The organism is Viridibacillus sp. d25.2 (assembly GCF_055456015.2).
This window is the reverse complement of record NZ_CM196652.1, coordinates 4,402,397-4,426,941: the sequence shown is the minus strand read 5'-3', so window position 1 is coordinate 4,426,941 and position 24,545 is coordinate 4,402,397. Positions and strand designations below refer to the sequence as shown.

Sequence of the window (24,545 nt, the reverse complement as noted above, 5' to 3'; positions counted from 1 at the left end):
ATAGCTTTAAAATAAAGATTGATTAAAGCGATCTTTAGTCTTTATACAACAGCATATATATATAAACCAACATTTTGAAAAAAGATTGGTCGAAATGTTATTTTTTTTATAAAATTTAATCATTTTAATGAGCCTTATAGCACTAAAGCACCCCGTTAGCCATCCATGCAGCACAAAATAGTACTGCACCACAGAGAATGAAAATGGTTTGTGGAGTCAATACTAATAGTCTACCGAAAACAATAGTCTTATTAATGTCCGCTCTCCTCTTTTTTTAACGATTAGGCAAGGGTCTTCTTAAGTATTGTCATTTTTCTTTTCTTGAAGAAATTAATTTTCATGGTAGTTTAAGTACAATGTTTCACAAATTGATAACTTCCTTGGAATTTAATACAACAAAAAGGTTCTAAAACCCAAAGCCTTTTTAGTTAAATTTACCTTTTAAATCCACCTTCTGAATGAATAATCTGACCTGTAATCCAATCTGCTTCATCGCTCACTAGAAATTTAATAGTTTTTGCAACATCTCTCGGTTTTCCTATTCTACCGAAAGGAAACATCGGTTTTAATTCATTTTTTATTTCTTCTGTCATCAAACCTGTATCAGTTGGGCCTGGATTTAATGCATTAACCGTTATTCCTAAAGGGGCTAGTTCAGCCGACAACGTAATAGTTAAAGCATCAACTGCTCCTTTTGTTGTTGCATATGCTAATTCGCCAGGCATTGGTCCTTGAAACTGACCTGAAGTAATATTGACTATTCTTCCACCTGATTTCTTATCAAACCTCTGAGCAAATCTAATACTTAATAGTGTCGTAGCACGCACATTTACCATGTAATGTTTATCTAATTCTTCGGCAGTTAAATTAGAAAAATCGTTGTTGATTGAGTATGCTGCGTTATTAATCAAGATATCAGGACTACCAAGTTGTTCAGAAACTTTATTTATAAGTTGTTCAGATGCATCATGTTGAATTAAATCCAACTCCATAAATGATACCTTAATACCTTTTTTTATTAATTCTTCTTTTAATTTAACGGGTTCATCTAATTCAATGCTCCAAGGCATTTTTTTATCATATTCCGTCCAATAAGTAAAAAATATATGATAACCCGAATCAGCTAACTCCTTACAAATAGCAGCTCCTATCCCTTTCAGACGGCTTACACCCGTAACAATCGCAACTTTCCCTTTTAATTGGTCCATTATCATCTCTCCCATACCTAATATTACTTTACCATGATTGACCAAATTACTTATATAACTAAACTGCCACTTTAGTTATATAAGTTCAACAAAACCGTTAGTTGAACAAAAAATGAAATTTTTATTATGCTAAACAACTATGAGAAATAAAAACACATTCAGGTTAGAATAGCCATCGCTAAAACGGGTATCAATATAAAAAGGAGATGAATGGATGAAAGAACGAATATTCAAGTGGTTGTTGGTTACGGGGTTTTTATTTTGTTTGCATATAACAGATATCATGACTGTTTATGCGAATGAGGGAACCTTGGCAGATGTATCGAGGCAATGGTTGAAAGCGGACTTACGAGATGATCCGGAAGAAGATTTACCTGACCTTAAAGGAGGGTCTGAAAATTCCGGGCGGGATCCTCTGCAGCCTGTTGACCTAAGAATTTTACAACAACGGTATCCAGAAATATTTTTCTTACAAGGTCCTACTGATCAAAAACGAGTTGCTTTAACTTTTGATGATGGTCCTGATCCACGTTTTTCAAATGATGTATTAGATGTATTAAAACAGTACAATGTACCAGCAACATTCTTCGTGTTAGGTTCAAAAGCCGTTGCTAACCCTGAAATTGTCAAGCGAATGCAAAACGAGGGTCATGTAATCGGAAACCATACCTACACCCATCCTAACCTTGTCAAAGAATCCGACCTCGGAACCCTAGAGAGGGAAGTAACTAAAACGGAAGATGCTCTTAACGACATTATTGGTTACCGGACAAAATTATTTAGACCACCATATGGCTTCTTATACAATGAATTAGTCGAGAAGCTTAGGGAAATGAACTATTACGTGATTGCCTGGTCGGTTGATTCGTTGGATTGGCAGGAAGACCCGCCGGAAGTTATTGCTTCGAATGTAGTAGACAACATTCATCCAGGCGCGATTATTCTCATGCACGATGGGGCAGAATCGGGTGGAGATCGAACGAATACGATCGAATCACTTCACCGAATTATCCCAAAACTGCAAGATAAAGGATATGAATTTGTCACAGTTACAGAATTGTTGAATATTCCATTTAAGAAATAGAATGTGTCCTTACATTTACCTTTAATATTTTTTCTTGAAGGCTTTTTTTGTATTACTATATGGGGTACCACCAACATGTTTACAAAAAGTACATCTATTGCATTAAAAAAGACAAAGAAGACATATTCCCCGCGCTAAAGGGAATATGTCTTCTTTTTTAAGACACTCAAACTCGCATTAATTAATAACCATATTTTCTTCCTCATATCACTACCCAATATCCTGCTTCAATGAAAAAGTCTCTCCGCCTGTGCATCAAAAATCGAAAAATCCCCTTACCTTCCGTTTAGGCGTTTCCTAAGCATGTATTCATCAGAAACCTCTTCGCACTATTTCAACAATATTCGCCGAAATTAGGCATACACTCTGTCTTGGGTGAATATCTTAATGGGAAATTACTTTTTAATAATTGGGGTGATACATCTGGGATACTTTGTAACTGTCGAACCAGGGGTCAACGTATTTATAGAGGACATCAATCCGAAGGGAAATAAAACGATACTTTTTATTCATGGATGGCCGCTAAACCATAACCAGTTCGAATATCAGTTCAACTACCTTCCAACGCTTGGATATCGTTGTATCGGAATGGATTGGAGGGGATATGGCAATTCGGATAAACCTTTTAGCGGGTACAGTTTCGATAGATTAGCAGATGATGTCCGCATGGTCATCGAGGCGTTACAGTTAAAAAACATAACACTGGCAGGACACTCTACAGGAGGCGCGATCTCGATTCGTTATATGGCTCGTTATAAAGGGTATGGGGTATCTAAACTCGTCCTGATCGACGCTGCCTCTCCATCTAGCGTTCCAAAAGAATTTACAAATAAAATCATCGAAGATACAAATCATGACCGACCGCAAATGCTGCAAGACCAAACGGGAATTTTTTTCTTTCAGTATATTTCCGAACCGAAATCCGATTGGTTCGTTTTAATGGGATTACAAGCGGCGAATTGGGCGACTTCCGCCATTATGGTCACGCTTAGAGATGAAAATGTTTACAACGATCTCGGTCAGATCGATGTACCCACATTAATTATTCACGGGATTCATGATAAAGTCGTTCCGTTTACCCAAGCTGAGGAAACAAATAAGCTGATCAAAAATTCGAAGCTAGTTCCGTTCCAATACAGCGGCCATTGCGCTTTTTTAGAGGAGCGCGATAGATTCAACCAAATATTATCTTCTTTTGCATACGACTCGGAATAGCAACACCGTCGCCAATTAATTCATAAGCGTTAAAAAGCCCCCACCTTAAATAGATGAGGGCTAATTTATGCTGATTTATGATACGCGGCAGGTCAACGGCAACGACAACGACCTCGGCAGACCCGAAAGATCCAGTTCTTCAGGATCTTTCGGGTCTGCTTTTTACTATTTTGTTATCGGAGAGATAAATTTTCGCAGTATTTCCTCTTGCTATTGGATTACCTAAAATCATTGGGTTCTCTCCCTACATTTTTAATTAATCTGTTCCGTTAGCTCAATAACTCCAACAAAAAAGAACGTTAATCCTTCTTAGATCAACGCCTTCGTTAGTTTAACAATTTTAAATGGAAGTCTTCTTAGATTTTCGTCTGGATATACTAGTACCTCAAGAATATCAGAAAACTGGTCGTTTTTTTATAGAACACTTCTCATCTTCTCTAGCAATTCAGCACTCGTCATCGTATGTTCGCCACCACCCTGTACAAAGGCATCGCTACCGCCACCTTTACCGTTTAATAATGGTAGCACTACTGTAGATATATCTTTCATACTCATATCAACTGCATTTGTACCGCGAGCAGCGACAAACTGTAATTTATCTCCTTGGTCTGCTACAAGATGCACTACGACATTTTCATTTTTTGCTATTACAAGTCGAGCTAGTTTTTGCAAATCTTGAATAGAGCGTTCTGCATAAACGGCACCAGTAACACCGTCTTTTGCTGCTTTTGCAAGTTCTACTGCTTCATAAGATAGTAACTGATCTTTTGCTGCATCTAAAGCTTTCTCTAATCCTTTTTGCACAGTAAACAGTTTAGAAACTGAATCGGCCACTTCATTCTCAGGAGTACTTGCCAGTTTAGCCACTTTACTTAGTTCATTTTTGCGCCAATGTAGCTCACTTAATACGCGCCCACCGCATACGAAATGCACGCGCACTTTCCTTTTTTGCTTTTCAATATGCATAATTTTAATAGCGCTCACTTGTCCAGTAGAAGTGGGATGAGTACCACCACAGCCGTTATAATCGTAATCTGGTATGATAACTAGGCGAATTTCTTCTGTAACACTCAGCGCTTTACGTAGGTTATAATGCTCTAATTCATCTTCTGTCACCCATTTTGTTTCAATTGGTCGATTTTCTAAAATGATTTTGTTAGCAAGTGCCTCTGCTGCAATAAGCTCATCTTGAGTAATATTCTCAACATCTAAATCAATGCTCACAGTGCCTCTCCCTAAATGGAAACTAACAGTTTGGTAACCGAATAATTCAATAAAGGCCGCTGTTAAAATATGCTGTCCCGCATGTTGTTGCATATGATCAAAACGTCTTTCCCAATTTAGTACGCCCTCTATCATTTCAACGTCAATAGGCAAAGTTTCTGCAATATAGTGGCGAATTTCGTCGTCAATTTTCTCGACATCGACTACTTCAATCCCATTTAGTGTACCTGTATCATGAGGCTGACCACCACCAGTAGGATAAAATGCTGTATTATCAAGCACGACAAATATGCGCCCATCCTCTTCAATACCTCTTCTTAAAACATTTGCCGAAAACTCTTTCATCATTGCATTTTGATAGTAAAATAACGTCTGCATCGTCATAACTCCTTCAATTTTTATCGAAAAGTACAGGTAAATCGTCTAAAAACTTTACTAATCGCATTTTTGCTTTAATATTAATGATTGATACATGCAAAAAGAGGAGCGATTCTTTATGGACATTTTAGCATATACAATGGATGAAATTTTAGATCCCACAAATATTATTGAGGGACAACGCTTTGAATTCTTATTAGATATCGAAGTAGATGAAGAAGACGAGTTATTTGTAGAAGGTGGTCTTGAAATCCGCGCAATCGTTGGGAAAAAAGAGGACGACTTTAAGCTTGCGAATTACTTCATCATCGATAAAGGTACTGAAAAAATGCTAGAATTTGGTCTAGAAGAAGATGAAGAAGAAATTATATTGAGCTTTTGTAAAGAGCGCATTATAGCAGGCGAATAACAAATTGATTATGTAACTAAAGGCATTCGATTATAGTTTAAATACTTTTAATCTGAATGCCTTTTTTGATATGATGAGAATTATTTTATGATTAAATGACGAAAGAGGTAAGAGTATGTCAGCTTATACACAACCAATTTACGTCGCAATGATTGTATTTATCCTATTGGCCTTTGTTATTTTTGTACCGTGGCTTATTTACACATATCGTAAATATGGATACTTGCCATTATCAACGACGCTAATCGTATTTTCATTTATTTTTTATTTTATCAGCGCTTTATTTTTAGTCCTACTACCATTACCAGAATCACGTAATACTTGTATTACACAACAGCCAGGCACACAGCATTATTCATTGATGCCGTTTATTTTTATTTCAGACATGTTTGAAAATAGTGGAGTGGTTTTATCTCAGCCAAGTACATATGCATTATTAGTCAAACAGCCGGCCTTTTATCAAGCTTTTTTCAACTTCTTATTACTATTACCGTTGGGCGTTTACTTACGTTATTTCTTTCAAAAGAGAAAATGTTGGAAAAGAGCGCTGGGCTTAACTTTTGGATTGACATTATTTTACGAAATTACCCAAGTAACAGGCATCTACGGTATTTATAATTGTGCGTATCGTATTTTTGACGTCGATGATTTGATGCTTAATACGCTAGGTGGGATAGTTGGTTTCTTCATCGCACCCGCTATTTTAGCATTGTTCCCATCAAAGGAAAGCATTAATGAGAAAGCGGAAAGACTGACTGCTCTAGATGATGTTCGTGCGATACCTGTATTAATTGCATTACTTATTGATATTTTCATTATTGATATACTTGGACAACTAGGCACCGCATTTATTGAATCAAATTTAATTATAAATTTTTTAATTAAATCTATTTTCATTTTCATTGTATTTTTTGTCATTCCAATCTTGTGGAATGGACATACAATTGGTTCGAAAATTATGCGTTTCCGCTATGATAGCAAAGTAAGCACTATAGATACAAATAAACGTTTGTTTAAACGCTTTGGTGCTATTTATCTTACTTACTTTTCATTCTTTGTACTAAGCATTTTCAATCAAATGAATTTACAGATTGGTTCACCGTATTATAAATTAAAAGTATTTTTAGTACTGGGTACTAGCTTACTTGGAATAGTATTAATAGTTGTTTTGTTCTTCCATGCTTTGCTTGTTGCATTTGGAAAAGGCAAACGACGCTTCTATTTTGATGAAGCATCAGATTTACACACAACGAGAAAATAAAGCTGTAAAAGGACTTCCCTTAATTTTTGGAAGTCCTTTTTTAATTAGTGTAAATAACAGTTAACGGCACCCTAACAAGATTTAAGGTTCCTGTAAGGTTGCGACAATTATGTTGTAAGGATGGGGCGATATAGTGTGTATATCAACAAATGACAACAGAGGTGACTCAAATGGAAGCATTATTAAAAATAGAAAATGTTAAAAAAACATATGGCAAAACACCGAATGCGTACACAGCATTAGAAAATATTTCATTTCAAATTGAGCATGGTGAATTCGTTGGGATTATGGGTCCATCAGGTGCAGGTAAATCAACATTACTAAATCTCCTTGCAACAATCGATTCGCCTACAGAAGGTGAAATTTTCATGAACGATAAGGGGCTTCATGATATGAAAGAAGCCGAGCTCTCAGATTTCAGACGCGACAATCTAGGCTTTATCTTCCAAGACTACAACTTGCTAGATTCTCTTACTGTGAAAGAAAATATTTTATTACCTCTAGCAATTGCAAAAGTACCTGCAAAAGAAATTGAAGAACGTGTACAAAAAATCGCAAAAGTTTTTGGAATTGAAGTGTTGCTTAGTCAATATCCATATCAAATTTCAGGTGGTCAAAAGCAACGTACAGCTGCTGCAAGAGCAATTGTTACAGAGCCTGCACTTATTTTAGCTGATGAACCAACTGGTGCACTAGATTCAAAATCTGCAACCGATTTACTAGAAAGCTTAAGTTCACTTAATCAGAACAATGAATCGACGATCATGATGGTAACGCATGATGCTTTCGCCGCAAGTTTTTGTCGTCGCATTATATTCATTAAGGATGGACAGCTCTCAACGGAAATCTACCGCCGCGATCAAACGCGTAAAGAATTTTTCCAAGAAATATTAGATACTTTATCTGCAATTGGGGGTGAGGTTGATGACATTATTTAGTTTAGCAAGAAAAAATATTGCACGAAACTTCTCTCAATATTTTTTATATATCGCATCGATGGTATTTAGTATTGTCATTTACTTTACTTTCGTTACTTTAAAATATAGCGATATCGTCTCTGAGATGACGAAGACTTCACAGAAAATGGGGTCACTGATGAGCGGAGCCGCCGTTGTATTAATTTTCTTTGTGGCCATTTTCATCGCATATTCAAATTCATTTTTTATGAAAAAAAGAAAAAAGGAAGTAGCACTTTATGCTTTATTAGGTGTTAGAAAACGTCAAATTGGTTTCATGTTATTCTTTGAAAATTTATTGCTTGGTATTTTTTCATTAGTTATAGGTGTTTTCCTTGGCTTTCTTAGCTCAAAATTATTCGTTACGGTTTTAATCCGTTTAATGGGTTACGATGTCGTCGCACCATTTACTTTATCTACGGAAGCCATGATAAATACAGCAGCCGTATTTTTGATCATTTTCTTTATTACTTCATTTCAAGGTTATCGTTTAATATATCAATTTAAATTAATCGATTTATTCCATGCATCGAAAAAAGGAGAAGTAACACCAAAGCCTTCTTGGGTTGTTGCTATTTTAGGTTTAGGGAGTATCGGAATTGGCTACTGGTTAGCTTTACAAAACTTATTAACTTCCGAAGTATGGCGTATTTTAGGAATGCTTACACCACTCGTAATTTTAGCAACAGTTATCGTAGGAACATTCTTGCTATTCCATAGCGTTACAGGTTTTGTTTTAACATTATTCAAGCGCCGTGAAAAGTGGCTTTGGAAAGGTCTACACTTAATGACTATTTCTCAGTTGCTTTACCGTGTTCGTGGTAATGCCCGCACACTAACAGTAATAGCAATTTTGAGTGCAACAACAGTAACAGCTGGAGGCGCAGTTTACAGTCTTTATTACAATATTAATGACAATGTAAAGCTTGCTGATCCAAACACTTTTATGTACGAGCAAACTAAGAATGTTGATAACGACAAAGTAACATCATTATTACCTGCGACAATATACGATGAAAACGTCTCTGCATTGTTCGTCACATTTGAAGCGAAACAACTTGAATCTGCAATGGGCATCGACGAAGACAAACGCATTTACACAGTGATTGATGAAACAACATATAACAATTTAGCGAAACTTCAAGATAAAGAAGAACTCCAATTAATAGGCAATAAAGCGACTATTATCGATGCTGATTATCATGAAAATCTATCGCCTAAATATGCGGGTAAGACTATTACAGCAGAAAAGGGAACAGAGATTACATTGAAAGGGTATCATGATGTCCCTGTCCTAAACTTTAAGGCAGGTATGACACTTGTAGTCACAAATGAGCAATATAAAGAACTCGAAAAGCAGGGCAAGCCTGTGCAATTCCGTGCTATTGGAGTAGATGATGCAACAACCAATTTATCGAAAGAAATTGCTAGTTCATTACCTGATGAAGCACAATTTTCAAGCGCACCGGAAGATTATCAAAGCAGTATTGAAGGAATGGGTTCACTATTATTTATTGGTAGCTTCCTAGGCCTCGTATTCTTAGCAGCGACAGGCAGTATTATCTACTTCAAAGTGCTAACAGAAGCAGAAGAAGATAAATCGCAATACAATATGCTTTATAAAATGGGCGTTAGTGCAAGGGAAATGAAAAAAACAGTGGCATCACAAGTGCTCGTAATTTTTGCTGTCCCACTTATAGTTGGTCTTGCGCATAGTGCTGTAGCATTAACAGCATTTTCAAACCTATTTTCAATGGATTTCACTAAGCCTGTCATCATATGGATGGTCGCTTACACAGCTATTTATGGAATCTATTATGTATTAACCGTTTATTCATATAACCGAATTATTACCCAAAATAATAAAAACGAAGGATGATAATAATGAAAAAATTTCTAATTGCAGTTGCATCACTTTTTCTAATTGGTGTTATTGGTCTTGTAGTGTTAATGAATGTGGATTTTAACCGTATGAACGCAGATAACTATTATGTGCATATTACAGAAGATGGCGTGAAAGAAGTAGGTAAGGCTTCTGATGGTAAAGTATATGAAACTTACCATTACAATTTAGAAAGTGTAAATGCTAAAGGTGAAGCAAAAACAGTTGAATTCACTGCAAGCAAAAACTTACGTAAAGACGCATATTTAATGCTATATGTAAAAGAGGAGAAGGGCGTTTCGTCATATGATGAAGTACAACTTTCAGACATTCCAAAAGAAGCACAAGCAAAAATAAAATAATAATAAAAAAGGGTTATCGCCAATGTCGAAGAAAATTCGAAAAGGTGATAACCCTTTTTTATTACGTCGTTTTTAATTCTAAACGGCGTGCAATTATTGATAGAGCATAATTCACAACGAAATACATTCCTGCAATAATGATAAAAATAGGCATGATATATTTGTCTCCGCCTGGCTGTGCATAAATCACGCCACCATTATGCATAAGTTCTGATAATGAGATAACTACCGCAAGAGACGTATCTTTTAATAATGATATGAATTGACTCACGATAGGTGGTACCATTCTCCGTAAAGCCTGTGGTAAAACGATATGCCACAAAGTTTGGACATAAGAAAGACCAGAAGAACGACCTGCTTCAATTTGTCCATTATGAATGGAGTTTAACCCACTTCGGATAACTTCAGATAACATAGCGGATTCAAAAATCGTTAATGCTGTAATTGCTGCCATAGTAGGAGTCATTTTTATACCTACTTCAGGTAGGGCGAAATAAGTGAAGAAAATGATTAGCAGTAGCGGTAAATTACGAATAAGCTCTACTAAAATAGCTAATATTTGCGAAAGTACAGGAATTTTCGCATAGCGAATTGTACCAATTAAGCCACCAATAATGAAGCTGAGTACGATTGCAATACCTGCAACTTTTAATGTAACTAAAAATCCTTCTAACAAAAATTTCAAATGATCTGGAGTATACGCACCTGCAAAATCCATGCACCCGACCTCCTTCTAATTGCTCTTCGCCAGACGTTTTTCTAAGTAGTTAACGCCATAACTAAGAGGAAGAGTAATAACTAAGTAAAGTAAAGCAACGATAATATATACGTCAAAAACAACGTATGTACGAGCCGAAATTAGATCAGCTTGATACATTAATTCACCAGCAGCGATAACACTTAATATAGAAGAGTTTTTGACGAGATTTATAAATTGGTTACCTAATGGTGGAATTACAATTTTAAATGCCTGAGGCAGAATAACATAGCGCATCGTTTCAATATAAGTTAAACCTGATGAACGAGCGGCTTCATTTTGACCTTTATGTACCGCCAAAATACCTGCTCGGATAGCTTCGGCGATAAAGGCAGAGGTATAAATGATCAGTGCGATTGTACCTGCCTGAAATCCGTTTAGTGAAATACCTAGAGTAGGTAATCCAACAAATATGGTGAATGCAATAATCAGTAGCGGAATATTACGGAAAAACTCAACATAGATGGTACCAATCCAATTCAGTAGTTTAATCGGAGCAATTCGGAATACCGCTAATATAGTCCCCAATAAAAAACTACCAATAAGCGCTAGTAAACTACATAGCAGTGTTACTTTAAAGCCTTCAGCAAACATATCCCAGTTTTCTGTTAATATCGTAAAATCTAGCATAATGAATCACTCCTTTAATTACGTGAGTGTGTTTTCGTAAAATCTGTGCTTCTTTAAAAGATGGAGAAAAACAGACAGTACATACCTAATGTCTAACAGGAATCCGTTAGAGTAGGTTTACTGCCTGTTAAAGTCTATTAAGTTTCTTTTTTTATTTTTTAACAAGTAGCGGTTATGTGATGAACAGTGAACGGAGGATTAGTCCTTTTTAATCCATTTTTGGTGGATCTCATCGTAACGGCCACTGTCTTTCATTTCTGTTAACGCTTTATTGATAGCAGCTACTAATTCAGTATTACCTTTTTTAGCTGCGATTCCATAAGGCTCTTCAGTGAATTGCCCACCTACTAATTCATATTTGTTGTCTTGGTCAGCCATACCGTAAAGGATTGCGTCGTCAGTTGTTAAAGTATCACCTTTACCAGCTTTTAAAGCCGAAAAAGCTTGAGCGTAGTCTTCAAATTCTAAAACTTGTGCTTTAGGCGTTTTTTCACGGATATTTTGAGCTGACGTAGAGCCTTTTACTGCTATTACTTTTGTTGAATTATCTATATCGTTGATTGATTTAATTTTGCTACCTTTTTTAACAAGTAGAGATTGACCTGCTTCAAAATAAACGTCAGAGAAGTCTACTTCTTTTTTACGCTCTTCAGAAATTGTCATAGTTGCAATGATTGCATTAATATCACCGTTTTGTAACATTGGAATACGCGTTTTAGACGTTACTTCTTTAAATTCAACTTTTGATGCATCACCTAAAATACTTTTTGCAATTTCTTTTGCGATATCGATATCAAAGCCTTCAATTTCACCTGTGCTTGGATTTTTCAAACCAAATAGATTTGAATCGTTTTTTACACCAAAAACGATTTTGTCGTTATCTTTAATAGTTTGTAATGCATCTTTATCTTTGCCGCCAGTTGTCTTATCCTTATCTTTGTCCCCACAAGCAGCTAACATGAATACAGCCATGATTGCTAAAAGTAAGATTGAAAATAACCCCTTTTTACGTTTGAACATCATAAAGTCCCCCTATTTTGTATTAGTGATTTAATATCCGACTGAGGAATAATTTTGCCCGTTCTTCTTTAGGCTCTTTATAGAACTCAGTTGGATCTGCATCCTCAAGTATTTGCCCCTTATCGATGAAAATAATTCGATCGGCCACTTCTCTAGCGAAGCCCATTTCATGTGTTACGACAACCATTGTCATACCTTCTTTTGCTAATGATTTCATAACATCTAAAACTTCCCCAATCATTTCAGGATCAAGTGCAGATGTTGGTTCATCAAATAACATAATTTCTGGGTGCATTGCTAACCCCCTAGCAATTGCTACACGCTGTTGCTGACCACCTGAAAGCTGTGATGGGAAAGAATCTGCTTTATCAGGAATGCCTACTTTTTTTAGATAAGCATGCGCTGTTTTTTTTGCCTCTTCCTTTGATTGCCCCAATGCTTTAATTGGTGCTAGAGTAATATTGTCTAAAACCGTCTTATGCGGATATAGATAAAAGTGTTGGAAAACCATCCCAATCTCTCTACGTAGCTTATTAATATCCGTTTTTTTATCATTCACTTCAATACCGTTAACAGTAAGTGAACCTTCAGAAATGGTCTCTAATCGATTAATACAGCGCAATAATGTACTTTTACCAGAACCAGATGGACCGATAATAACCACTACTTCACCTTTGTTAATCGTCAAATTAATGTCTTTTAAGACATGAAAATCACCATAGTACTTGTTTGCATTTTTGAACTCTATCATTTGATTCCCCCCAAATCCCCAAAAAACTTCAATATTCGCTTTTTAAAACTATATTAACCGTCTAGAACAATAGTAATTAGATATATCATAACGTAATGTATATTTATTTAGCAACAAGTTATCAGAAAATACTGCTTAATCAGAAAAAATAAAAATGAAAAATAACTATGTTTATATAATTTAATTGCTAATGAAATAGCTTACAATAACTTATTAATACTTAGTTTATATGAAATTCCCACTTCTATTAAAATATATTAATATAATTATTTTTATGCAAAAAATAATTTGTTATATAACAGAAAATTGTCACTTGAGTGCGAAATATAGGTGTTGTAAAGTAAGATTTGAATCTATTATTCAAATGTAAGCGCTATTTATACATTGTGTGTATAAATAGAAATTTAATAGTAATGTTTGAAAAGCTACTGTGATTTGTACTTAAAAACTTCGGAAGAGAACAATACAAAAAGGCTGAGAGTATAATTCTACTCTCAGCCTTTTTGGTAGTTCGTTTAAATGTTATTTCATTTTTTCTAGTTGTGCATGTAACTCATGAATGCTCTTCACTTCATCTTCAACAGAAGTTTTTAGTAATTTCTCTTGTCTTTCAAGTGCTGCATTTAGAGTTGATAGTTCTTTAGAAACATCTGCATTCTTTTGGTCACGTTTCTTTTTCAGTGAAGCTACTGTGTCATATAAGTTTTCGTGGCCCATTATACGACCTGCACCCCACATTAAACGATCTGCAGGTTGCTCTAGTACATAATTTGTGAAGTATTCGAATACTTCTTTGTCAAAGCTATATCCATACCAGTTGTTGTCAATTGCCAATAAATAATCATCTAGTGCTTTACCAGCATTACCTTTTTCAAGAGCTTTGATTGCACCTTGTAAGTTAGAGATGTTATTTTGTGCGTGTTCATGAGGGAAAATTGGTTCGTCTTCCCAAGTTAAACGTACGAATTGATCTTGAGCATATTTGTAAGTAGCTAATAAGCTACTATTTAATGAGCGACTGTCAGCATAGAGCTTTTTCACTTCTTTTTCATTACCAGAGACTAAAGCTTTTGTATAGTTAGCATTAATTTTTTCTACTTGAGCATTAATCTCTTTAGCCGCTTTAGCAGCTTTATCAATAGCAGCTGTTAACTCTTTTGAAGAAACTTTAGCAGCCTTAAAGACATCAGACTTAACAGATTTCTCCAAAGCATCTAATCTCGTTGTAAAGTCAAGTGGTGTTACTGCTGTTTGGTCATAATGCATAGCTAGTAGACCATATAAATTCAGATTGAATTCTAAAGCTTGTCCATTATACGTATCTTCATTGTCGTACTGTGTATGATAATGAGAATGCATGAATTCACTATCTTGGAAGTCATTTCGTAATGATGGAACACCTGCAATAGAGAATGAGAAATCATCTGACCAAGTACGTAATGGTGATACCACAGAAATGCCGTCTTTATATACGCCGTCTACTGATGGTACAGACTTCGTAAACTTAGTTAAGAAGTTTTTCAACTCGTAATCTGCACGAATTTCATTTGTCGTTGTATGTTCATAAGCAGGAAGCTCGAAGTTCATGTCGGCAAATGCTTTCCCAACCCATTCAGGATGGATGCGGAAAATCTGATTGTATGCACCAGTAGACCAGTCATAACGCGTATTTGAAACGCCCCATTCTTCAGCGGCTAATGCATTAAAGATAATTGTTTTCTCAGGTTTATAGCCACTGTCTACTAAACCTTTTGCTACACCCATCATTAGGGCAATCGCTGCATTGTCATCTTGGAAGCCATTGAAGTAAGAATCGTAATGTGCTGAAAGAATGATATATGATTCTGGATCTTTACCTTCAATTTTCCCATAGTAATTATACGTTGGTTGATCGAATTTGACTGTAGATTTTGCATCAAAGTGGACCTTAAGTTTATTGTTATTTGCTTTTAGTGATTTCTTTAATTCTTTGGCATTATTTTGGGACATAGAGAATGCAGGGGCATCATCAGGCCCACAAATATCTTGTGCATTCAAAGCATCGCCATCTACTTCACTATAACCTTCGCTTTGCACTGTTATAACTGCAGCGGCGCCTTTCAAATGAGCTTGATAGGCAGGGTAGCTAACCCACCAATCTTCTCGTTGGTTTACATCTATAAGCACTAGCTTGCCTTTAATATCAAGGTTCTTCAAATCCTCTGCTGTTCCACGATTTGCATAAACAACATCAAATTCTTTTGTTCCCTTTGTATCAAAATTAGTTTGATATGCACCTAAAACTGCTGATTTTTCTTTACCATCAACGGTATTGAAGGTCATATCTGCTTTTTCAAATGTCCAGCTATCGACTGTAAATTCATCTTTTGATACGTCGGTAAGCCCAATTTTCTTCATTTCATCTGCAATTTTTTCGCCAGTTTTTAGTTCTGCTTCAGATCCTGCTGGACGATATCCTAGCTTTTCATTTGTTTTAAATTCTTCAAGACCTTTGGCAAATTTAAATGAATAATTAGCATCTACTTTTGATAAATAATTATCGGAGTATTGTTTTACCGCCGCTAAATCGTCTTTTTCTTGTACCTTTGTCTTTTTGTCTGCGGGTGTACAAGCCACAAGTGTTGATGCAATTAGAGCTGCTGCTAGTGTACCACGGAAAAATTTGTTCAATTGACAACATTCCTTTACAATAATTTTTTTCAAGCAGAACTAATTAAACGATAGTTTTAATAAAATAGCAATATTTTTTTAAATTGTTAGATAGGATATTTTCATGCAAATAGTGGAAATAAAGTGATTCTAATTTGATAGTTTATATTTACATTTCAAAAAGGTGATGCATAAAGCATAAAACTCCCATACTACTATCCATTTTTTGTTATAATTAATAAAAAAGTTAGATATTATATTGAATTAACCATTTTAGTAGATAATAATACTCTAATTGATTGATATTTTTCAGGAGAAACTGGGCTTTCTTTTTATTGAAGAAGATGATAAATGAAGTTTTAAAAAAATAACTGTTTATTTAAAACAAAGTTCGATTAGGGGATAAGAAAATGGGGAAATTTAGTAAGGTTGTTATGTATGGTGTACTAAGTACGGGATTACTACTGTTCAGACGGCTCTTTTTTCTTATTCAACTAAAGGGGCAGTTTACTTTAACAACAAATTGAAAAATAATGATGCAATCTAACTATGATTAATACTGGAAGGAAGTGGGATTATGAATAAAAACACTTGGTATACATTTACTATTTCTGCTATTTTAGTAGCGGGTTATGCCATTGTTCAATATTTCATTATGGATGGATATCAAGCAGGGTTTGTTCAAATGAAGCTTATGTTTCTTTCTAAATTGAGTGCGTTTTGGTACATTATGCTTTTTATACATATTGCAACTAGTGTAGTAGTATTAGTAATTGGTCCTTTTACATTATCCACAAACTTTAGAAAAAAGAATATCAAGCGTCACCGAAGGATAGGGAAAATATATATGGCTGGCATTTTATTAGGAGGGATCTCAGGACTTTATTTAGCATTTCACGCTACAGGGGGATTTGCGGGAAAGCTTGGGTTTGGTTTTTTATCCGTATTATGGTTATTTTCTGCGTTTCAAGCGCTTGTAAAAGTTAAAGGAAAGAAAATTCATGATCATCAAAAGTGGATGATAAGAAACTATTCCTTAACCTTTGCAGCTGTCACGTTGAGAATTTGGCTACCTTTGTTTGTCTTACTATTTGGATTAGAAAGTTTCGAATTAAGCTATGCTATTATCGCTTGGTTAGCTTGGGTGCCAAATTTAATTATTGCAGAAGTATTTATACAACGAAATCTTAATGTGAGGCAACACCAGGAAAACGAGGATTTACAACTTCGCGAACTTTGATACAAGTCTTATGCTTCCGTGAAGGTTATTTAGGTATGGAAGATGACACTTTTTTTATAAAATCTGTATACTAAATCACAACGAAAGAATCCATTTTGTTCAATCTCTTTTTCAAAATGGATTCTTTTATTTTCACAGTAAAATCATATGGAGAATATCCACCAGTTAGTCGTTTCACTTCTAATATTTCTGTATACCCACTCTTAACTCCATCTCCATCATTTCGTAGCCTGCGTAAGCAGGAAGCACAAACCAACATACACCTGCTGGCTCTAAAGTAATATTATAATTGTTGTACCTTCTTCTACTACACTAGATAATTGAAGATCACCTTTATGAGCGAGAATAATATCACGAGCTATTGCCATTCCAAGTCCAGTACCAAGTGTGTTTTTCGTATTTGATCCACGATAATAGCGTTCAAATACTTGTGTAATATCTTCAGGTGGAATGCCTCGACCATTATCAGAAATTGTTATGCGTGTTTTATAATATGAAGGTTGTCCACTTTCAACTTGTTCGCATTGTGGATAAGCGTTATCAATTGTTATTGTTACACACACATTTTCATCGTTATGCACAAGTGCGTTGTAGATAAAGTTCAAAATGGCCCTTTTCAATAATTTTTTATCCACTTTATGCACGGTTTTATTCACATTATTAACAAACTCGACACGACGTTCTCCAAATTGAGGGTCATTCAATAATTCAATCGTCAGTTCACGCATAAAACTCACGATATTAATATCTTCAAAATGCATAGGTAGTTGTTGGTTACGTAAACGAGTAGTTAAGTTTAAGTCATGGAGTAAATCTTTCATATAGATAGATTTTTTCTCAATAATTGTTGTATATTCTTGTACTTCGTTAGTTGTGAGATTTTCAGCATCATCTTTCATCAATTCAGCATATCCTTGAATTGACGCAAGGGGAGTTTTCATATCATGGGATACATTACTAATCCATTCTTCACGCATTTGATCTAAGCGATTTCGTTCTTTTTCATGTTCACTTAATTTTTTGGAAAGCTCATTTACATTAATAAAAACGTCTTTATAAACACCTTTTGGCACGTTTATATTATTGAATTGTCGGTTACGTAGCTGTCCGATGAAATCGATCAGAGTGTAAAGTGGTTTTGTCAAATAGCGAGAAAATAATAACCCAATGATCAAAGCGATTAGTACATCTACTATTAAAAATGCTATTAAAAGTAGGTTAGCAAATTTAAAAAATTGCATATAATCATAGGTCAAAACATAACGTCCAACACTGGAATTTTCCACACCGATAAAATAATCCAAATCCTCCATTGTACTAATATAAACAGTAGTATCTCCATCAACTTCTTTAAATTTATACATTTGTACTATTTCCATAGGGGAGTAGCTCGTAGCTAGATTATCTGGCGTTTCAAAAGCACCAACTTGATGCCCATTAGAATCTAAAAATTGCACCCAAGCATGTTTGTCCTTTAAAGCCTTTACACCTTCGTCATTCACAACAGGTAAGCCATTTTTTATCTCAACATATTGAGAGAAGGAACGTGTGAATTCTTCAGCAGATGTATCAGAAGGGCTTATAGCTGAATAATTAGCTTGATTAAAGAGGAGTCCTATTAATAGCACAGTATTGATGATGCCAACAATAATAACAATCATTACAACTGACCATAAAAAACGCCCAGTTATTCTCCATTTCATTTTAGCATCACCCCTTACTATTTAATTTATAGCCAAGACCTTTAATCGTGATCAAGAATGTTGGATTCGATGGGATATCCTCAATTTTTTCACGCAATCGGCGTATATGCACCATAACGGTATTATCCGAACCAAAAAAGTCTTCTCCCCAAACACGTTCAAATAACGTTTCTTTACTCAAAATTTGATTTGGGTTATGGATAAAACAATTCATTAAACCAATTTCCTTAGCTGTTAACTCAATTATTGTTCCATTTTTCTTTAATTCAGTACCATCAGTATTCAATTCAAAAGGTCCCACAATAATATTTTTTGAAGCTGGTTTTTCCTCAGAAAAACTTGCGCGTCTTAGTTGCGCCTTTACCCGATAAGCTACTTCCTTAGGGCTAAATGGTTTTGTAATATAGTCATCCCCACCAATTGCAAGTCCTAAGAGCTTATCAATCTCTTCATCCTTCGCAGACATAAATAAAATTGGGACATTTGATACTTCACGAATTTGTTTGCACAAATCATAGCCTTCACCATCAGGGAGCATAATATCTAGTAGCACTAAATCAGGTTTTATTTCCTGAAATTTGGCCCAACCATCGCGAATCGTTCCGGCTGTTATAACATTTGTGAAACCTTCTTTATGTAACACTGTTTGTAGCAAACTTGCCAAATCCTCTTCATCATCTATTAATAAAATACATTGTGTGTTCATTACAAAACCTCCTGGCATAAAATTTTAATAATGTAAGTATAGTATACACATCCATTTTTCACTGCATATCATAATTCCAATCATTCACCTTCTATGTTAAACTAACCCAAACTACAAAAACGGAAAAAATTACAAGGAGATGACCCAATTGATTGAAGTACAGGGACTGCATACAAATGCGAAAATATTCTCTCATATTAGGCAGGATAAAGCAGTAGAACAAGTTCAAGAATTATGTGACCAACCATTTTTACACGGTGCGAAAATCCGCATTATGCCGGATTATCATGCTGGAAAGGGTTGTGTTATTGGTACAACTATTGCTCTGAAAGATAAGGTGGTACCAAATTTAGTAGGAGTCGACGTGGGATGTGGTGTACACGTTACAAAAATCGCACCTATCGACATTGATTTCCAAAAGCTTGATGATACCATAAAACAATACGTTCCATCTGGTACTAATTTACATGACAACGACAGTATTCGATACGTCACAAATAATTTTCCAAAGGCAAAGCAATTTGTAGCTTCTCATATTCTAAATGATGAAAGAAGTAAACTTAGCCTCGGTACATTAGGCGGTGGCAATCATTTTATAGAAGTGTCTCAAGATGAGGAAGGCTATCTTTATCTATGCATTCACACTGGGAGCCGCTCAGTAGGTGCGAAAATCGCAACATACTATCAAAAGTTAGCATATGAAAAAATACAACACCGTGACGTTTCAGAAATAGTCGCTACTTTGAAGGAACAAGGGCGCTTTCAAGAAATTCAAGAAGCCCTTAAGCAATATCAAAAAGAAACACCAATTATCCCAAAGGATCTTGCGTATGTGCAAGGTGAGGATTTCCAAAATTACATCCATGATATGAAGCTTGCACAGCAATTTGCGAAAGGGAATCGTCGTCAAATCGCGCTATCTATTATCGAGCATTTAGATTTTGAAAAGCATATCGTTGAAGAATTTGATTCGATTCACAACTATATCGATACCGATAACATGATTTTACGAAAAGGTGCTATTTCTGCGCAAAAAGGGGAACAACTCATTATTCCGATCAATATACGTGATGGCTCCATTATTGCCTATGGAAAAGGAAATGAAGATTGGAACAATTCAGCCCCACATGGAGCAGGGCGCATTATGAGTCGTACTCAAGCAAATAGAAACTTAAATCTTGAGGATTATCAAAAAACAATGACTGGCATTTGGACATCATCAGTTAATAGGGAAACACTTGATGAAGCACCTATGGCTTATAAACCAATGGAAGAAATAATTGAAAATGTCCAAAATACTGTAGATATTAAAACAATTATCAAACCTGTTTATAACTTTAAAGCAAGTGAAAGAGAGTGGCCATCATATCGTCGTAAGAAACGTTCTAAGTAAATTTCAATAAGAAATGGAACCTGTGCTAATGTTAGTTCGTATAAAGAGAAGATAGAATAAAATCTAACCATTAGTGGAGGAATAACTTATGCTTAAAAAATTTGCCTCAGACGCACTAGGTCTTTCTGATATTGGGATTGTCGTACCAAAAGAAAACTTCGACAAAACAGAAGCCGACGATTTCGTTCTACACGAATCAGGAGAAGTTGTATACTTTCTAATAAAAACAAAAGCAGACGAATACTGCTTTACAAATAAAGCACTACTTCACGTAGACGGCGAAAATGCGATTAGTAAAAAACGTCTTCTAAAGCGCTATGACTATCAGCACAGCACAATTACAGATGTAATGTTAGAAACAGCAGGCACAATTGATTTAGATATCGAAATTAAATTTACTATTAACAATATACCGATGTCTATCGACATTCACAAAAAATTCGACACAGAAATTAAAGATCTATATAAAGCACTCCATGCGATTTCTGTCGAGATGAAAAACAACACACAATACTTTGAAATCGCTCAAAACAGCCTAACATATGCTACAGAGTCAATTGGCAAAGTAGAGAGCAATGTAGTAACACCAGCCCAATCATTCGAACAAATTGCTCGCTTCGCTAACGACTGGGTGTTACAAAATAAAAAGCGATATGTTAAAGAAGATTTCAGAGAAGTATTTGAGTTATATATTAATCATTAATAAAAAAGAAGATATCCCTTGTGGATATCTTTTTTTTTAAATTAGATGGATGATAAGATTATTTGTATGAGTAAAAAAGATAATCTAATATACCATTTATGCTAGTAATGAACCTTCTAGCAATATAATTGAAAATATTAAAACTCCTTTATTATTCAATTAGTTGTAGTAAAGTGATAAATGCAGGAGGTAAACAACTTGACACAAATTACATCACTAAAAAAATCAAAAACACTATCGTACATCACAAAAATGAAAGGTAAAGGCCATTCTCCGCTAAAAGTAAATTGGAAAGACATAATGACGGCATTAATTTGTTGCTATATCACAATTTTTGTACTCCTTGAACTTACTCAAATGACTAATACACTTTGGTTTATGGCACCATTTGGCTCGAGCTGCATACTAGCCTTTGCTCTTTGGAATGGACCACTATCACAGCCACGTAATATTATTGGTAGTCATGTATTATCAAGTGCAGTTGGTATCATCATGCTGAATCTTTTTGGTAACGAGCCATGGGCCATCGCTCTTGCAGTTGCTATCGCTATAGCACTTGTCATGATTACTAAAACAACACATCCACCAGCAGGAGCAGACCCCGTTATTATTATGTTGGGAAACTACAGTTGGCATTATATTATTACTCCCGTATTAATAGGTTCACTAATAATTGTTGCTTTTGCACTTATTATAAATAACATGCGAAGCACAAGAAAATATCCAACTTTTTGGTGGTGATAAATTCTACCTTTAGAGGGTTGATAATCTCCAGAGGGAAATTTTTTAGTAGGAAGTATTTATAGAATAAATAATAATAAAATATTCATAGAAAAGTCCGACATTGCTGATTGATTGGCAAAATGTCGGATTTTTATTTAAATAATCGAAAAAAAAAGAGCAGCTAACCGAGTGTTAGAAGCTCAAAAACAAGTTTATACTCACATGAAGTTCGAAATCTACCAAATAAAAAAATTCGATATAATTACCGAACGATTGAAATCTTATCAAATTTTAGTGGTTGAGTCAACCCTTGGAAAGGTTGTTTTCCATAAAAAATAAAGGAGCTTCTATAAAAGAAACTCCTACTACATTCAATCATTTTTATTAGATGGTTCTGGTTTTTCATAACTAAAAACGGCCACAATAATATATAAAAGTATAAATAAAATAATAGAACCCGTCCATGTTACATCAATACGACTAAAGCTCATTACTAATAAACTTTTAAAGAAGATAGCACAAACAGCAGTTTGTACGGTGTAACTAATAATTGCCACCGGTTTAGACCAAAGTAGATTGAAGCTCGCAACGACAAATAAATTTATGAAGTCCACTAAGAACATCATTGCGGCAATCAGTAATAAAAACCAACCGAAATAGAAACCATTTCTATACCAATGCTCGAAGATTTGTATAGTTGCTAAATCATACTTAGCAAATAAATTATACAAACCATAAAATCCAAATAGTGGCACAGTCACCACTAAAAAAAGTGCAAGCAATAATATCATTGTCAAAATCAGAAGTGCTGACCATCCAGATACACGGATTTTTATTTTCCTATTTTTAAACATAAAACCCTTTTTCACCTACTCATGACGCAATATATGCGCCTCTCTTTAACCCGAAACTTATATTATCTATTCATTTCTTATCTATTATTATAAATCAGGAATGCTCACATTGCACCTGAATGCTTTTATAAGAAGCAATAGAGGATAATAGAGTGCCTGTGAATAATGATAGAACAATGTGGTAGATGTACTATATTAAAGTATTCGTTTCTTCTTCCCTTAGACCATGATGAAAAGTAGTAACCTCAACTAAAGATTCATTATGATAAAATAGCGCCATGAATGAACCATCGCCTTTATTATATGTAAAAACCTTTTTTGTTAAAATGCTTTTGAAAGCCTACGTAGAGCCACTCTCGGCTTATTTCCCGGGAAATAATTAAATCACATCCCAACTATGAATTATCAGACTAGATTATATACAAGGCATAAAATTATATTCAATTTTTCTTCTAACTCTCTCTATTTGTATGCTAAAAACCTTGATAGCCTCCCTCATTTATGTGCAAATAATGTCGACTCATTTTCATGAAAGCTGTATTATATTTTTTTGAGTATTAAAGAATATAAAATATATAATGTTTTACTTTGTTGCGCAGTATTTTTACTTTGTTTACTTTCATTTCTAGCATGTTTTTAAAATCTTTTTTACATTAAACTCAAGGAGGTTTCATATGGATATTAGAAATGTCATAAAAGAAAAACGTTTAGAAAAGAAAATGACTCAAGAGGATTTAGCAAAACATTTTCATGTCACCAGACAATTAATTTCAAAATGGGAAAACGGAAAAAGTTTCCCTGATTTGGATCAAATTGTGGTTATAAGTGATCTATTCAACATTCCTCTCGACGAATTATTACGAGGAGATAAAGAAGTGGTAAAACAAATTAGTCTAACAGCAAAAACAAAAAAGAAACTCTATATAACTATCTTTTCCTTATTAGGGTTATCAGTAACTTTGGGGTTATTTTTATTGAACATTTGGTTGAAAGAACCTGTAATTATTTCATCCGACGATGTCAAAATTACAAACATAAAAAAAGTTAAACTACCTGCAAAACAAGAATTAAACGAAGATGTTGAATATACTTTTGATATAGAAATTACTAATCCTTTTATCCATTAGCAATACTACAAAATCTACTCAGAACAACTATAACGAGAATGACAAAGTTATCATTTCTATACAAGGGCAACATTCTTTATTCAGGTCAAAAAAGAAAAGTAAAGTAACTGTATCAAGCTTTAGATTTAAGAATCACACCAATAAAAATAAAGATTTATATATAAAAGGAGATAAAGAAACTGATATAAAGTTAATTGCGAATAAGCGAATTCTGAATGCACTACCCACAAATTGAACAACTAAAATAGAAAAATCTACTACAAGATTGCTATCAGATTGGAGATAAACTGAAAAAAACGATTTTTCTACA

22 protein-coding genes are annotated in these 24,545 nt (G+C 34.7%); 12 read left to right on the top strand and 10 right to left on the bottom strand.

Annotated elements, in window-relative coordinates:
- Positions 1–434: 434 nt before the first annotated feature.
- Positions 435–1,208 (bottom strand): SDR family oxidoreductase, encoded by a 774-nt coding sequence (locus tag ACZLO7_RS21590; protein ID WP_464938517.1) that lies wholly within the window; start codon positions 1,206–1,208, stop codon positions 435–437.
- Between the two features lie 214 nt (positions 1,209–1,422).
- Between ACZLO7_RS21590 and ACZLO7_RS21585 the strand changes: the two genes are divergently transcribed.
- Positions 1,423–2,292, top strand: a complete 870-nt coding sequence (locus tag ACZLO7_RS21585) for a polysaccharide deacetylase family protein (RefSeq protein ID WP_464938518.1) — start codon at positions 1,423–1,425, stop codon at positions 2,290–2,292.
- A 423-nt stretch (positions 2,293–2,715) separates the two neighbouring features.
- Positions 2,716–3,507: an alpha/beta fold hydrolase gene (locus tag ACZLO7_RS21580; protein WP_464938583.1), complete on the top strand. Its 792-nt coding sequence runs from the start codon at positions 2,716–2,718 to the stop codon at positions 3,505–3,507.
- 414 nt (positions 3,508–3,921) lie between these two features.
- Here the strand turns inward: ACZLO7_RS21580 and ACZLO7_RS21575 are convergent, their stop codons facing one another.
- Positions 3,922–5,109, bottom strand: coding sequence for an alanyl-tRNA editing protein (locus ACZLO7_RS21575; RefSeq protein ID WP_464938519.1), 1,188 nt, complete (start codon positions 5,107–5,109; stop codon positions 3,922–3,924).
- 118 nt (positions 5,110–5,227) lie between these two features.
- Here ACZLO7_RS21575 and ACZLO7_RS21570 point away from each other — a divergent pair, with 118 nt between their 5' ends.
- From ACZLO7_RS21570 to ACZLO7_RS21550, 5 genes are all read left to right on the top strand, one after another.
- On the top strand, positions 5,228–5,518 hold the full coding sequence (locus ACZLO7_RS21570; protein WP_464938520.1) for a DUF6509 family protein: 291 nt from the start codon (positions 5,228–5,230) through the stop codon (positions 5,516–5,518).
- A gap of 115 nt (positions 5,519–5,633) precedes the next feature.
- Positions 5,634–6,779 carry a VanZ family protein gene (locus ACZLO7_RS21565; protein WP_464938521.1) on the top strand — a complete coding sequence of 382 codons (1,146 nt, stop codon included), beginning with the start codon at positions 5,634–5,636 and terminating at the stop codon, positions 6,777–6,779.
- A gap of 170 nt (positions 6,780–6,949) precedes the next feature.
- Positions 6,950–7,717: an ABC transporter ATP-binding protein gene (locus tag ACZLO7_RS21560; RefSeq protein WP_464938522.1), complete on the top strand. Its 768-nt coding sequence runs from the start codon at positions 6,950–6,952 to the stop codon at positions 7,715–7,717.
- Positions 7,704–9,614: an ABC transporter permease gene (locus ACZLO7_RS21555; RefSeq protein WP_464938523.1), complete on the top strand. Its 1,911-nt coding sequence runs from the start codon at positions 7,704–7,706 to the stop codon at positions 9,612–9,614. Before ACZLO7_RS21560 ends, ACZLO7_RS21555 begins: the two co-directional genes overlap by 14 nt.
- 5 nt (positions 9,615–9,619) lie before the next feature.
- Positions 9,620–9,979 carry a YxeA family protein gene (locus ACZLO7_RS21550; protein WP_464938524.1) on the top strand — a complete coding sequence of 120 codons (360 nt, stop codon included), beginning with the start codon at positions 9,620–9,622 and terminating at the stop codon, positions 9,977–9,979.
- A gap of 61 nt (positions 9,980–10,040) precedes the next feature.
- Here ACZLO7_RS21550 and ACZLO7_RS21545 read toward each other — a convergent pair whose 3' ends face one another.
- The 5 genes from ACZLO7_RS21545 to ACZLO7_RS21525 all read right to left on the bottom strand — a co-directional run bounded on the left by ACZLO7_RS21545 (position 10,041) and on the right by ACZLO7_RS21525 (position 15,807).
- A complete protein-coding gene (locus ACZLO7_RS21545; protein WP_464938525.1) occupies positions 10,041–10,697 on the bottom strand; it encodes an amino acid ABC transporter permease in 657 nt (218 codons plus the stop codon).
- A gap of 15 nt (positions 10,698–10,712) precedes the next feature.
- Positions 10,713–11,366, bottom strand: coding sequence for an amino acid ABC transporter permease (locus ACZLO7_RS21540; protein WP_464938526.1), 654 nt, complete (start codon positions 11,364–11,366; stop codon positions 10,713–10,715).
- Between the two features lie 198 nt (positions 11,367–11,564).
- Entirely contained in the window at positions 11,565–12,386 is an 822-nt protein-coding gene (locus ACZLO7_RS21535) for a transporter substrate-binding domain-containing protein (protein ID WP_464938584.1), read from the bottom strand.
- 22 nt (positions 12,387–12,408) lie between these two features.
- Positions 12,409–13,137: an amino acid ABC transporter ATP-binding protein gene (locus tag ACZLO7_RS21530; protein WP_427753520.1), complete on the bottom strand. Its 729-nt coding sequence runs from the start codon at positions 13,135–13,137 to the stop codon at positions 12,409–12,411.
- Between the two features lie 522 nt (positions 13,138–13,659).
- Positions 13,660–15,807, bottom strand: a complete 2,148-nt coding sequence (locus tag ACZLO7_RS21525; RefSeq protein ID WP_464938527.1) for a M28 family peptidase — start codon at positions 15,805–15,807, stop codon at positions 13,660–13,662.
- 556 nt (positions 15,808–16,363) lie between these two features.
- On the opposite strand from ACZLO7_RS21525, the gene ACZLO7_RS21520 reads away from it, so the two are divergent.
- Complete coding sequence (locus tag ACZLO7_RS21520) at positions 16,364–17,026, top strand: DUF2306 domain-containing protein (protein ID WP_464938528.1); 663 nt, start codon at positions 16,364–16,366, stop codon at positions 17,024–17,026.
- Between the two features lie 272 nt (positions 17,027–17,298).
- On the opposite strand, the gene ACZLO7_RS21515 is transcribed toward ACZLO7_RS21520, so the two are convergent.
- Together ACZLO7_RS21515 and ACZLO7_RS21510 are read right to left on the bottom strand one after the other, a co-directional pair.
- Positions 17,299–18,729, bottom strand: coding sequence for a sensor histidine kinase (locus ACZLO7_RS21515; protein ID WP_464938529.1), 1,431 nt, complete (start codon positions 18,727–18,729; stop codon positions 17,299–17,301).
- A 7-nt stretch (positions 18,730–18,736) separates the two neighbouring features.
- The gene (locus tag ACZLO7_RS21510) at positions 18,737–19,435 is read right to left on the bottom strand and encodes a response regulator transcription factor (protein WP_464938530.1); all 699 of its coding nucleotides are present in this window, start codon (positions 19,433–19,435) and stop codon (positions 18,737–18,739) included.
- A gap of 148 nt (positions 19,436–19,583) precedes the next feature.
- Here ACZLO7_RS21510 and ACZLO7_RS21505 point away from each other — a divergent pair, with 148 nt between their 5' ends.
- The 3 genes from ACZLO7_RS21505 to ACZLO7_RS21495 all read left to right on the top strand — a co-directional run bounded on the left by ACZLO7_RS21505 (position 19,584) and on the right by ACZLO7_RS21495 (position 22,272).
- A complete protein-coding gene (locus ACZLO7_RS21505; protein WP_464938531.1) occupies positions 19,584–20,828 on the top strand; it encodes an RtcB family protein in 1,245 nt (414 codons plus the stop codon).
- A gap of 88 nt (positions 20,829–20,916) precedes the next feature.
- Entirely contained in the window at positions 20,917–21,531 is a 615-nt protein-coding gene (locus tag ACZLO7_RS21500) for a PH domain-containing protein (protein ID WP_464938532.1), read from the top strand.
- Between the two features lie 198 nt (positions 21,532–21,729).
- On the top strand, positions 21,730–22,272 hold the full coding sequence (locus ACZLO7_RS21495; protein ID WP_464938533.1) for an HPP family protein: 543 nt from the start codon (positions 21,730–21,732) through the stop codon (positions 22,270–22,272).
- A 353-nt stretch (positions 22,273–22,625) separates the two neighbouring features.
- Here ACZLO7_RS21495 and ACZLO7_RS21490 read toward each other — a convergent pair whose 3' ends face one another.
- On the bottom strand, positions 22,626–23,108 hold the full coding sequence (locus ACZLO7_RS21490; RefSeq protein ID WP_464938534.1) for a hypothetical protein: 483 nt from the start codon (positions 23,106–23,108) through the stop codon (positions 22,626–22,628).
- Positions 23,109–23,782: 674 nt separating this feature from the next.
- Here ACZLO7_RS21490 and ACZLO7_RS21485 point away from each other — a divergent pair.
- Positions 23,783–24,235 (top strand): helix-turn-helix domain-containing protein, encoded by a 453-nt coding sequence (locus ACZLO7_RS21485; protein WP_464938535.1) that lies wholly within the window; start codon positions 23,783–23,785, stop codon positions 24,233–24,235.
- Positions 24,236–24,545: the final 310 nt, after the last annotated feature.

Coding starts and splice junctions, on each gene's coding strand:
- ACZLO7_RS21555 (WP_464938523.1), top strand. CDS start 7,704: ATGACATTATTTAGTTTAGCAAGAAAAAATATTGCACGAAACTTCTCT.
- ACZLO7_RS21575 (WP_464938519.1), bottom strand. CDS start 5,109: ATGCAGACGTTATTTTACTATCAAAATGCAATGATGAAAGAGTTTTCG.
- ACZLO7_RS21565 (WP_464938521.1), top strand. CDS start 5,634: ATGTCAGCTTATACACAACCAATTTACGTCGCAATGATTGTATTTATC.
- ACZLO7_RS21485 (WP_464938535.1), top strand. CDS start 23,783: ATGGATATTAGAAATGTCATAAAAGAAAAACGTTTAGAAAAGAAAATG.
- ACZLO7_RS21515 (WP_464938529.1), bottom strand. CDS start 18,729: ATGAAATGGAGAATAACTGGGCGTTTTTTATGGTCAGTTGTAATGATT.
- ACZLO7_RS21490 (WP_464938534.1), bottom strand. CDS start 23,108: ATGTTTAAAAATAGGAAAATAAAAATCCGTGTATCTGGATGGTCAGCA.
- ACZLO7_RS21560 (WP_464938522.1), top strand. CDS start 6,950: ATGGAAGCATTATTAAAAATAGAAAATGTTAAAAAAACATATGGCAAA.
- ACZLO7_RS21500 (WP_464938532.1), top strand. CDS start 20,917: ATGCTTAAAAAATTTGCCTCAGACGCACTAGGTCTTTCTGATATTGGG.
- ACZLO7_RS21550 (WP_464938524.1), top strand. CDS start 9,620: ATGAAAAAATTTCTAATTGCAGTTGCATCACTTTTTCTAATTGGTGTT.
- ACZLO7_RS21585 (WP_464938518.1), top strand. CDS start 1,423: ATGAAAGAACGAATATTCAAGTGGTTGTTGGTTACGGGGTTTTTATTT.
- ACZLO7_RS21510 (WP_464938530.1), bottom strand. CDS start 19,435: ATGAACACACAATGTATTTTATTAATAGATGATGAAGAGGATTTGGCA.
- ACZLO7_RS21520 (WP_464938528.1), top strand. CDS start 16,364: ATGAATAAAAACACTTGGTATACATTTACTATTTCTGCTATTTTAGTA.
- ACZLO7_RS21540 (WP_464938526.1), bottom strand. CDS start 11,366: ATGCTAGATTTTACGATATTAACAGAAAACTGGGATATGTTTGCTGAA.
- ACZLO7_RS21535 (WP_464938584.1), bottom strand. CDS start 12,386: ATGTTCAAACGTAAAAAGGGGTTATTTTCAATCTTACTTTTAGCAATC.
- ACZLO7_RS21590 (WP_464938517.1), bottom strand. CDS start 1,208: ATGGACCAATTAAAAGGGAAAGTTGCGATTGTTACGGGTGTAAGCCGT.
- ACZLO7_RS21530 (WP_427753520.1), bottom strand. CDS start 13,137: ATGATAGAGTTCAAAAATGCAAACAAGTACTATGGTGATTTTCATGTC.
- ACZLO7_RS21570 (WP_464938520.1), top strand. CDS start 5,228: ATGGACATTTTAGCATATACAATGGATGAAATTTTAGATCCCACAAAT.
- ACZLO7_RS21545 (WP_464938525.1), bottom strand. CDS start 10,697: ATGGATTTTGCAGGTGCGTATACTCCAGATCATTTGAAATTTTTGTTA.